Genomic DNA, 11,266 nt, shown 5'->3' with positions numbered 1-11,266 from the left:
AGACTAGGGCATCAATGCCGCCCAAGCTAGCGACCATAGCTCCAATGCCCATCACCAGTCGTTGGATGTACATGTCAAACGCGAGGATGGCACGAGGGTTACCCTGACTTACCCCTGCTAGTACTAATCGTAAATCCCCTGATTCACCAGTAACCCCCTTCAGTCCCGATGCCTTATTAAGCAAAGTATCCACCTCATCTACAGAGAGGCCATGTTGACGCATGAGATAGAGAGGAATGGCTGGGTCAATGGATCCACAGCGAGTCCCCATCATCAAGCCTTCGAGGGGTGTGAAGCCCATGCTGGTATTGATGCTTCGGCCACCCTGCACCGCAGTTAGAGAACAGCCATTGCCTAGGTGACAAGAGACCAACCGGAGAGATTCTAGGGGACGATTCAGCAGTTGGGCAGCCCGTTGGGCACAGTATTGATGGCTAATGCCATGGAAGCCGTAGCGTCGAATTCCCTGCTCAGACCACTCGTAGGGGATAGGATAAAGGGCAACAGCAGCAGGAATGCTGGTATGAAAGGCTGTGTCAAATACAGCAATCTGGGGTGTAGTGGGCAATAGTTGGGCGATCGCGTGGATACCTTCCAAGTGGGCAGGGTTGTGGTTAGGCGCAAGGGGGATGAGTTGTGCGATTGTAGCCGTCACCTCTGGGGTAATTAGCGTTGGTTGATTGTAGCTCTGGCCACCATGCACAACTCGATGTCCCACTACGTTAATCTCCTCAAGGCTGGTTAGGACGGCAGTGTCACCGTGGAGTAGAGTTTGTAGCAAATGGGCGATCGCCTGCTGACGCTGGGACATCGGTAAGTGCTGCTCCTGTTTGTGTCCTTGGGCACGAATTTTAACCAGGCCATAATCGGGGGATGCTGTCCAGTCGATCGTTCCTTCCCAGAGGGGTGCTGGTGGATGATCTGGCAGGTCTGTTCCTAGCTCATAGAGGCAACTTTTTTGGCTGCTGGATCCTGCATTCAACACCAAAATTTTCATGGCAACCACCCATTGCTAGAAATCGCCCTTATTGTAAGGGAGTAACCTCTTCACGGCATGTACTAGACACTACTGAGGGTATCTGCCAGCTTGGCGGCAATTGCGGCAACCCAATTTTCATCTTGCTTCGTGTAACTACGAGGGGCATTCGCTGCCAAAATCAGCGCTCCTCGCTGGTCAATAGGTTGGCAAATGATACCTTGAGTATTTTCTGGCAAGTAGTCAAACTCAACTCGGCCAGGATACACCTTCAAATCCACCAAATAGACAGGTTGTTGCTTCTCCAATACCCGCCGGAGAATAGCACCAGGAGTAACGGTTGCCTTAGGAGCTAAGATCCCACGCCGGAGCAAGATCTTTCCGTCATACCAAACCACTAATGATTTAGTGACGGTGTTTGTCAAAAGTGTGTAGGAAGCCCAGGCTAGTTCTCGCTGCACAGCATCGGGCAAGTCGTCTGCCAATTCAAACCCTTCTTCTCCCACTAGGGAGACCGCATCAGGGAGGCGGGGCTGAATCTGTTGCCAAAGCAACCCTGTGAGCACAAGTAGTGCACTGAGAATGATCCCCAAGACATCCGATCGAGACTGGGAACTGGTCAACTCTGTGGTCATAACTCGATTGATGACTAGCAACGTCCCTGCTAGAGAACCCACTACGATCGGCAACTGTCGCAATACACGATTTGGATCCGTTTTACTAGGCATTGACTTCAGGCACGTTTAGTTCAAGCATCAAGATCTTACGCTAATCAGAAAAATCATCGTCTAACATCTGTAGCACTGTGTAGGTTAGTCAGAACGTTTGTAGTAAGGGCTTCAGTTCCCACTGGAAACTACAACTGTAATCATGTCCTAACTTTCCCTTTGAGCGGTGTACAGGGGACTAGTTCTGGCAATCCTGGTATAACCGAGGTATAGCCAAGGTGTGTAGCTTACGGCTAGGGTCATTATGAAAACTGCGATTTCGCTTCCAGATTCAGTGTTTGAACAGGCGGAAGCACTTGCCCAGCGGTTAGGATTGTCACGTAGTGAGCTTTATACAAAGGCGTTACAGGCATACTTGAACAGGTACAGCCGTGATCAAATCTTGCTCAAATTGAATCAAGTTTACTCTAGAGAGTCTTCTGAACTCGATCCGGTAATGGCAAGGATGCAGTCTATGTCTTTGCCCTATGAGGATTGGTAATGTATCGGGGAGAAATTTGGTGGGCGAATTTACCCAATCCAATGGGTTCAGAACCCGGCTATAGCTGTCCTGTCCTAGTGATTCAAGATGATACGTTCACTCAAAGTCGTATCAGTACTGTCGTTGTCGTTTTTGTCGCCTCAAATGTCTAGTTAGCGGAAGCGCCACGCAATGTGTTATTGCCTCGTGAGGTATCCGGCTTACCGAGGGATTCTGTGGCAAATGTTTCTCAGCTTTTCACAGTGGATAAAACATTCTTGGTCGAGCGCATTGGTGTGTTACCGGATCATTTACGGGAGGATGTTGATGAAGGTTTACGAACAGTTTTGTATCTCTGATAACGCCAGCCAACCAGTCATTGTACGAAGTTACCACGAGATTACCCTAGGTGAATTGGTCGAGAAGTGAAGGTTACTATTCAGTGAACTTGGTTGTTAGGCGACTGGCTGTTATAGCAACCCTTGCTGGTGAATAAAATCTAGCAAGATATTCCGATGGGGAGCGCCGATCGGCCTCATGGCTGAGATTACCTTAGCGTAGGCTTCTCCTCGCTGAATATCAGCTACTGTCAGCAGTGCCATTTCCTGGCCTTCTCCCAAAACTAATTTATCCAAGCTGACCTCGAGCGGAGCCTGAAACACGTTGCGAACCACTGTTTCGGTTCGATAACGACCAAACTCAACGAGCTGGCTTGGAATATGGCCAATCTCTTCTGCTAGCTCTCGCTTCACGGCTTCTAGAGGGGTTTCTCCTGCTTCTATGTGCCCTCCAAACAGGCCCCAGCATCCTGCAAAAACAATGGGAAGGGGTGGATCATCACGTAATTGCATCAGGAATTGATCGTCACGATACAAGATTGCGATCGCGACTTGGTGAATAGCAGACTCTGGTGCAGTACTCATGGGGATTTTAAGGCTCTAATTACCCTAAAGATAGTGATTAGGGTTGATAAATATGCAGCATAGAACGTAGGAACTAGTGCTAAGTAATACCAGAGCGGTCACAATGGTGGTGCGATCGCGAGACATAGAAATTAGCGTTTCACGCACCAAGATCGACAACGCCGAACCGATAGCGTAACCTAAGCTCAACACCAGATACGCCCAACCACCGGACAATTTGTCGTTAGAGTCAACTACCTGCCAAACTAGTAGCAACACTATGGCTAACCCTAGCATTAGGGACTCTATAAATCGGGGTGGGTCATATTGCACCAACCACTGCAAGCGTTCCCACCAATGTTGCCAGTGTCTCATCGTTACTTGACCATTAAACTAAATTGCCCCTACAGATTATTGCGTTCTCGACAATTCGACAAGACTATTACTAAACACATCTAGAGACAATCCCTCACGGGTAAGAACCTGCAACGGCAATGTGGGATCATGCTCAAAACGAGGAAACTGAATAAACTGCACACCTCGGGACGTAGGTTCAACCGTCATCACGTAACGACTGCCATCCCATTGCACACTCACGACTCGGTGCAGTAGCACCCAAACTTCGGCAAGTTGTCCATTATTGAGCTGAGCAATGCGATTAGGATCATAGCAATCTCGCAAGATTGATTGCACAGTCCAGAGTCCTGAAAAATAGAGAGGCTCCAACCGCAGGCTAATGCCATAGGCGGTAAAACTAAACACAGACTGGTTATAAAGGCGCTGGTACAGGCTTCGCAGAGGTTCTCGATTTAGCTCCGTAGCATAGCGAGGCAGCTTCTGTAGCTCTTGCTCTTGCTCTTGGGGAGATGGGCGAGTCCAGTCTGTAGCTTCAGCACAGATTTCAAAGGGAACATCAACGGTGAGCAGTTGGGGATCAGCCAAGGAAGCTTTCAGCGGTTGTAGGGCTGAATGTACGGCACTCAGGTTGTGTTCTCGTTGATGCGTCCGCCACCAGTTGATTCCGGCGATGCTAGTAGCTAAGCCCGCAAACCCTAACAGGATTACCAAAATTGGCAATCGGAGCCAAAAACCCGTCCAATGCGCTTTATCGAGGAAGAACTGCATGATATAAAACCAACGCTGAACTAGAGGTGTAGCGTCACAATAAGGCCCTAATGAGACTGAAGTGATGATGAACCTGTTGTGGAGATTTAGTGGAGGAGTGATGTCACTCAGTCTAATCAAAAATGGTCGCCACTGACGATAGCTATTGAGGTTAATTGCTAGTGACCTACCTAGCAAGACGCTGCTGAGTAGCCGAACCCTATGAAGGCTAATGCGGTACTGCTAAACCCTATCTCCTATTATTTAATCCTTAACAAATTTTACTAATCGGGATTGTTCTCTGGTAACAAATATAGTTCCGCTCACGATTAACAGTCCTCCTGCTATTACCCAATGGGTGGGTAATTCCTGAAAGATGAGATACGCTATGCCACTGGCAATGATTGGTTCTAACAGAATAGCTAAGGTGACCTGGGTAGGAGCTATCCACCGCACAGACCAAGTCAATGCTGTATGGCCAATAAGTTGGGGGATCGCAGCTAGAAGAATTATCCAACCATAAACTAGGGAAGGATAGCCTCTGTAGCTAGTATGGAAGTAACTGGGTAAGGGAAGTAGAACGATCGCAGCTGTGGAATATACTACTAGGACATAAACCGACAGGTTTGATCCCCGTTGCTGAGCAATGGTTGATAGCATGAGATAAAAACTGACCATCCAAGCTCCTACTAGAGCTAAGGTATTTCCTAGCAAGGGATTGTTTCCTGGCGTACTGCTCCCACCATAGGCAACAACTAGGCTGCCTGCCATGGCGATCCCAATGCCAATCATTGCTAATCGTCGGGGGCGCTCCCCAAGCCAAAACCATGACAGGAGTGCTACCCAGATTGGATTGGTAGTGACCAGGGCAGTGGATGCAGCGACTGATGTATAGGCAAGGGAACTAATCCAAGCTGCAAAATGGATGGCCAGACAGATGCCAGCAGCGATTCCTAGCATTATCGTCTTCGGCTGTTGAGGACTATGGACATCGGGCAGGCGGGGTTGTTGATGGCGATATCTAGCTGTGCTCCACGTGATGGCTAGCATGGTCAGAGCGGCTAGGGTTAGACGTGATGCTGCTAACACTAGACTAAAACCCAAGCTGCTAGTGCCTGCGGCTTGAAACGCTAGACGCACTAGAACCGATGAGGTTGAAACTGCCAAGACTCCTGTTGCTAGGATGAGACGAATTTGCCATCGTGACGGCGTTACCAAGAGTCCTACTTAATCTCCATGTGAAAGGGCAGTCTAGCGTAGATGTGCTGAGGATCATCGAGTGCTTGAACGATCGCAAGCATCTCTAGCAGCCGTTGATATTTTACTGTCACTGGATCAATCTGCTGCACCTGAGCCGTGTTATCCTCCTCTTGGAGCAACTGGAATAATGAACCACGGTTCTTGGGGTATTCGTCTACTTGCCAATCTGCTAAGTTTGCCTGCTTAGCAGCCGCTGCGATCGCTTGATTCAGCCCCCCAATTTCGTCCACCAAACCAATTTTCTTGGCTGCGCTTCCTGACCAGACCCGTCCTTGGGCAATTTCTGCCACCTTTGCCTTGGGCAGTTTGCGTGACTCAGCTACCTTGCTTAAAAATTCACTGTAAATCCAGTCCACTAGTTTTTGGTTCAGTGCTAGTTCCTCTGGTGTCTGGGGACGGGAAATGGTATCCATATCTGCATACTTTGCTGTCTTGACCGTATCCCAAGTGATCCCCTGGGCATTGGCTAGCTTTTGAATATTGGGGATCAGTCCATAGACTCCAATTGACCCAGTAATGGTTGTGGGTTCTGCAAAAATACGATCGGCATAGGTTGCGATCCAGTACCCACCCGATGCAGCTACGTTACCCATGGATACAATCACGGGTTTTTGCTCGCGAGTTTGCACAACTTCTGCTTGGATTGCTTCTGAAGCAGTAACACTACCACCAGGGCTGTTAATGCGGAGGACGATCGCCTTTACCGTTTTGTCTCGGCGTAACTGTCGGAGCTGTCTAGCGAAGGATTCTGCGCTAATCGTGCTAGTGGCTCTCTGGCTGTTGCGAATCTCACCCTGAGCATAGAGCACAGCAATCCGATTTTTGCTGGATGCTTGCGACGTATCCTCAGTAGCCCGTGCATAGGTTTGAATGTCAATTTGAGCAACAGTATCGCGATCACCCGTTTTGCCTGTTATGCGTTTAAGTTCATCGTTCACCTCGCTGGGTAATGCCACGGCATCAACTAGCCTCTGCTTGAGTGCCTCGTGGGGCAATAGCATCCCTTGGGTGTCGGCGATCGCCTGTACGGCTTGCGGTGTGAGTTGACGATGTTCTGCTACTGAAGTCACCCACTCAGTCCACAGGTCTGTGAGCAGTTGGCGTTCCTGCTCTTGATTTTCAGGGCTGTTTTTAGTGAGTAAGAATGGCTCCACAGCAGACTTATACTTGCCTACACGAGTAACCTGGACTTCGACTCCATACTTCTTCAAAGTTCCCGCAAAGAATACGTTTTCTGACGCATAGCCGTCAATTGTCAGGGTTCCTAGTGGATTAATAAACAGTTTGGTCGCTAGGGATCCCAGGTAATATTCCCTTTCGCTCCAGTGAGCATCATAGGCAATGACTGGTTTACCACTAGCCCGGAACTGCTTTAGCGCTCGTCGTGCCTCTAGTAGATTGGCTAGGCCGCTGCTTCCAGAACTTACACCGCCACGTAGATATAGCCCCACAATTCGCGGATCACGGCTAGCTTGTTCTAAGGCTCGCGTCACAGTACTTAACCGTGCAATTGTACTAGACTCGCGATCGCCCGTTAGCGACCGGCGCGCTACATCAGCGGAGGAATATTCAGGTTCCACATCTTGCAGGCTTAGAGCTAAATCGAGAACCAAAATGGATTTATCTTTGACGGTTGGGGTGCTGCTGCGCAAACCGACAATAATTAAAAATAACAACCCGCTGATGCCTAGTCCACAAAAGATGATGAGGGCTAATAGAGTAGTCAAAACAGATTTCAGGAAGTTTGCCATGGGTGAACCAGTGTAGAGGATGAAGGGGACTAGACGACTAGACGATGACGTGTAAGTAGCTGTGGGGCGATCGCAACAGCGTGACCTAGCGAATCGTCAGTTCTTAAAATCACGGGGGCCGTTATAGCCGGAAATATCCGCCAGTGTTTCCAGCGACTGAACACCAGGATATTGTTTGCCCTTAATTTCCCAGGTTGGTGTACCCTCAATTCCTGCCTTTGTACACAGCTTGGCCTGATTATTCTTAGCTTGGGGACTGCACTCAATATAGGGCAGTTTTTCGGCGGCTTCAGCTCCAAATAGCTGCTTTTGCTGATAGCAATGGCCACAGGTAAACGAGCCATATTCTTTGGCACCAATCTTGCGCAAGTGCTCGGCGAGAGCAATTTCGGCTGGCCCTGACGTAGTTGTAATTTTAGGCCCCGTCCAATGGGAACCGGCAACAGCAGGCTGGTTCAAGTTCGCGTAAATGCCCAATGTGCCGATGAGAGTAACAGTACCAACAATAATGCCAGTAAACATCAGCTGCCCGATGTCTTCCCAAGCCCGACCAATTATGGTTAATACCAACAGGCTGGCCGAAAAAATGGCTGAGGCGATGCAATAGAGACAAACGGCTTTAATTTTTCCAGTTAGCAGGTACATTAGGTAGCCACTGAATAGGGTCATAGCTGTGCTACCTATGAACATGAGCAGCCATGTCCAGTTGTCTAAGTCTGTCCGTAGTTGCTTATTTTTCTCAGCGTTAACCGCTAAGGGAGCAATGGCGATCGTGCCCATGCCCAAGTAAGCCAAGAGGCCGTAGAGTGAAAGCGGCAAGCCAAACACTCTGGCGTAGGGGCTGGTAAGAACTTGGTCACAGCCGCTGGTGGGACAAATTGCGGAGGTTCCAGCAAAGGCAACGATCGTCAAGTAGGCAGTCAGTATTGTGCCTAAACCAGCGATACCGGCAATCAGAAATCTTGACCAGCGATGGATCCAAGGAGTAGAACGGCGACGGCTTACCATAGGTTTTTCGGCAATTTTTTGACTATCGCTCATCAACTTATCAATAGGTTCTAGTTGGCTACGGATGAAAGGTCGTAACTCAACGCATTTATATTAGCGTATTCACTCAGCAACACAGAGGCAGCCTTATCTATTGACGATCGACCTTGACCACATTTTCGGTCAAGTTTTCAAACGTGTCATCGTGGCTAATGACGATCAACTGTTGAAACGTCTTGAGGCGAGTTAGGGCCTCTGCTAGATGTTGCCGACGCTGGCTATCCATATTCGTAGTGGGTTCATCGAAAAAGGCAATATCAATGTCTGCCAGTACCTTCAGCAAAGCTAGGCGCACAGCAAGGGCTGCACACATCTGTTCTCCCCCCGATAGTGCCCTGAAGTTTCGCCAGTAGGCACCTTCTTGAACTCGGATTTCATAGTCTTCTGTCCAGTCGAGAGCTAAATTCTGCCGATTCATAAGTTCTCGGAATAGTCGATCGGCCTCCCGTGAAATTTCGCCTAGGTAAAAGCGAGTGATGCGTGGCCCTGCTTGTTTATAGACAGAGCGGGCATATTTGATAAATGCATAGGTTTGCTGGCGCTTTGCCAGAGCTTGCTGAGCCTGATCTCGCTCTGCCGCCAGAGTCTCTCGCTCGGCTAGTTGCAGGGTTACTTGATCAAGCTGCTGCTGTTGCAGGGGCAAACGACCCGTGATTTGATGCTTAGTGGCTAGGGCAGTGGTAATAGCAGCCTCTAGTTCAGCAAGACGCTTGTGATCGCAGGCTTGGTTACGCCGTTGCCATGCTTGTTGAGCTTCTGCTTGCTGGGTTTGGAGGGTTGCCAAGTGCTCAATAGCTGCTTGCAGAGTTTGTTCTACCTCAGTAATACGATCGGCTTGTGATTGGTGCTGAATGTAGATGGTATATCCCGATTGATGGGCTTGACGGCGATCAGCTTGTTCTGCGATGGCAGCATCTAGGTTTGCAAATGGTTGCAGTTGCTCTGTCAGGCGATCGTACTGTTGTTGAATAGCTGTTTGACTCTCTTGCAATTGAGTGTAGCTGGCTTGCAGTTGTGGCTTTTGTTGTAGCCGTCGAGTCAACAGTTGACTGCGCCCGCGGGGATTGTCTAGCTTAGCCAAGGCATCTGACACTGTAGCTTGTTGGCGTTGCCAGTCTGTTGCCGAATCTAAGCAACTAGTTAGCTCAGTCAACCGTATCTGACAGCGCTCAAGTTCTGTTTGCAAGTCTGTCAGTTGAGTTTGGTAGGCGGGCAAGGTAGCCACCTCTGCTTGCTGTTGATACGCCTGATGGAGTTGCTGATTAACTGTCTGAAGTTGCTGTTGCAAATCGGCCTCTGAGGTCTGCTGGGCAAGGTCTGCCAAGATTTGTTCTAGGCCAGCAATCAATGTGTTGGTCAAGGTTTGGCCCCGTTGCAAAGTGAGGATGGTCGCAGCGATCGGCTCTCGGTACAGTGGTAAACTTTCCTGCAAATCCTGTAGGATGGCTAGCGCTTTGTCTACGTCAATCTGCATGAGGGTGCGGTCTTGCAATGCTGGCTGTACAAGTTGTTGCAACTCAGCTTGGAATTGACAGGCCACTGCGAGACGACTCAGATGCTGCTGAGTGCGATCGCGATGCTGCTCCCAGTCAGGGATTGCTGCTATCTCTGATTTCCAGGCTTCTAGCCGCTGAATAGTTTGCTGACAGTGGGTAAGGCGTGTTAGCAACTGCTGCTGGTGCTGTTGAAGGGCATCATATTCCCGTCGATAATCAGCAATCTGCTGAAGGTGGGCAGCGATCGTCCCCTGCTCTTGTTCTAGGGTTGCCTGCTGAACAACTAACGGTTCTAAGTGCTGCAACTCGTTCTCCGCTTGGTGCAGTTCCTCTAGTTGCACTTGCAGTCGTAGGATCTCTTGCCGAGAGGCATCTAGCTGGCTTTGCACTGAGTCTCGCTGCGTGAGGAGTTGTTGCCGAGTTTGGGCATCGCGATTGAGAGCGGCTAGGGCAGTATCGGCTGCTAAGAATGCTTCATAATCAGCTTGGTGACTAGCACAGATGGTAACAGCAGCTTGAGCAGAGGCCATTGCCTGTTGCCACAGGTTCACGGTTTGCTGTTGGGCTGTTATCTGGGCATTGAGACCCTGGATTGTCTGTTCTAACTGCTGGAGGTCAGCTACGATCGCATCTAATTGAGCCTTTTCCTGGGTCAGGCTTTCTAACTCAGTATTAAGTGCTGCTAACCGTACCTGATCTTGATGAATAGCAGTCTGAAGTTGCAGATGCTGTTGTTTCAGGTCATCCCAATCTTGCAGCCGATCGCTATAGTGTTGAATCTTGACAATCAACTCGTTCACGCCAGCCTCGGCTAGCTTCTCTAGTTCCCTAGATTGAGTAGCTGCCTGCTCATAGTCCTCCACCTTGAGGAGTGGATTAAACACATCTTTGCGCTCTTTGGGGCGTTTGAGAAAATCTGCTGTGAACGTTCCCTGGGGAATGCCCACCATAGTGGCAAACAAATCTGGCAACTTGATGGTGCTAGTAACGCCCAACTGTTGCTTTAACCAAGGTGTAACTTCTTCAGCAATTCGAGATAGCTCTAGGGTGTGTCGAAGTTGGGGATCAGTGATGCGATAGCCAGTGCTAGTACTGCGCTCTACTCGATAGGTGCGACCATCCGCCCTAGAAATAAATTCCACGGCGGCTGTAGCTGTTTTAGCTCCCCGTCGGATGAGTTCGTCCTTGGTGTAATCACTGTGGTCAAACAATACCCAAGCAATGGCCTCTAGAATGCTACTTTTGCCTGCGCCATTTTCGCCGATGATGGCGTTGAATCCAGGTTGAAACTCGAAGTAGCGATCGGCGTGGCACTTAAAGTTTTTGAGGGTAACTGATAGAATTTGTACCATGCTCAATTCGCTGTCTATGGTTTAAATCGATCTAATCGATTCTGCCACACCAGCCCACTAAGGCAATAGCCCTGTTCAGGTCATTCGCTGAACATCACAAACTAGGACACTTGGACTACTCAACGATTGCTTAACTAATATCAATTCTCCAACAGTTAGCGACATAACCTAATTAGTTCGTAGTAAGGAC

Annotated in this window: 10 protein-coding genes and 1 pseudogene; 2 read left to right on the top strand and 9 right to left on the bottom strand. The window is 49.2% G+C overall.

Going from position 1 to position 11,266, the window contains the following annotated elements; genetic code table 11:
- Together NZ772_05720 and NZ772_05715 are read right to left on the bottom strand one after the other, a co-directional pair.
- Window positions 1-997 (bottom strand): acetate kinase (locus NZ772_05720; GenBank protein ID MCS6813056.1); only part of this gene is annotated, 997 nt, incomplete at its 3' end.
- Between the two features lie 62 nt (window positions 998-1,059).
- On the bottom strand, window positions 1,060-1,704 hold the full coding sequence (locus NZ772_05715) for a cofactor assembly of complex C subunit B (protein MCS6813055.1): 645 nt from the start codon (window positions 1,702-1,704) through the stop codon (window positions 1,060-1,062).
- A gap of 244 nt (window positions 1,705-1,948) precedes the next feature.
- Here NZ772_05715 and NZ772_05710 point away from each other — a divergent pair, with 244 nt between their 5' ends.
- Both NZ772_05710 and NZ772_05705 read left to right on the top strand, forming a co-directional pair.
- Window positions 1,949-2,185, top strand: coding sequence for a hypothetical protein (locus NZ772_05710; protein MCS6813054.1), 237 nt, complete (start codon window positions 1,949-1,951; stop codon window positions 2,183-2,185).
- Window positions 2,185-2,523 (top strand): annotated as a pseudogene (locus NZ772_05705) (type II toxin-antitoxin system PemK/MazF family toxin). Before NZ772_05710 ends, NZ772_05705 begins: the two are co-directional and overlap by 1 nt.
- 111 nt (window positions 2,524-2,634) lie before the next feature.
- On the opposite strand, the gene NZ772_05700 reads toward NZ772_05705, so the two are convergent.
- The 7 genes from NZ772_05700 to NZ772_05670 all read right to left on the bottom strand — a co-directional run bounded on the left by NZ772_05700 (window position 2,635) and on the right by NZ772_05670 (window position 11,076).
- Window positions 2,635-3,087, bottom strand: a complete 453-nt coding sequence (locus tag NZ772_05700; protein ID MCS6813053.1) for an NUDIX domain-containing protein — start codon at window positions 3,085-3,087, stop codon at window positions 2,635-2,637.
- Window positions 3,088-3,111: 24 nt separating this feature from the next.
- A complete protein-coding gene (locus NZ772_05695) occupies window positions 3,112-3,441 on the bottom strand; it encodes a hypothetical protein (protein ID MCS6813052.1) in 330 nt (109 codons plus the stop codon).
- A gap of 36 nt (window positions 3,442-3,477) precedes the next feature.
- On the bottom strand, window positions 3,478-4,191 hold the full coding sequence (locus tag NZ772_05690) for a hypothetical protein (protein ID MCS6813051.1): 714 nt from the start codon (window positions 4,189-4,191) through the stop codon (window positions 3,478-3,480).
- 243 nt (window positions 4,192-4,434) lie between these two features.
- Entirely contained in the window at window positions 4,435-5,388 is a 954-nt protein-coding gene (locus tag NZ772_05685; protein ID MCS6813050.1) for a DMT family transporter, read from the bottom strand.
- Window positions 5,389-5,393: 5 nt separating this feature from the next.
- Window positions 5,394-7,181 (bottom strand): signal peptide peptidase SppA, encoded by a 1,788-nt coding sequence (gene sppA / locus NZ772_05680; protein ID MCS6813049.1) that lies wholly within the window; start codon window positions 7,179-7,181, stop codon window positions 5,394-5,396.
- 96 nt (window positions 7,182-7,277) lie between these two features.
- Window positions 7,278-8,222: a vitamin K epoxide reductase family protein gene (locus NZ772_05675; GenBank protein MCS6813048.1), complete on the bottom strand. Its 945-nt coding sequence runs from the start codon at window positions 8,220-8,222 to the stop codon at window positions 7,278-7,280.
- 97 nt (window positions 8,223-8,319) lie between these two features.
- A complete protein-coding gene (locus tag NZ772_05670) occupies window positions 8,320-11,076 on the bottom strand; it encodes an SMC family ATPase (protein ID MCS6813047.1) in 2,757 nt (918 codons plus the stop codon).
- Window positions 11,077-11,266 lie beyond the last annotated feature (190 nt).

The sequence above is a fragment of the Cyanobacteriota bacterium genome, assembly GCA_025054735.1.
Taxonomy (GTDB): Bacteria; Cyanobacteriota; Cyanobacteriia; order SKYG9; family SKYG9; genus SKYG9.
Note: the sequence above shows the minus strand (reverse complement) of the source record. Positions and strands in the feature narration are given on the sequence as shown.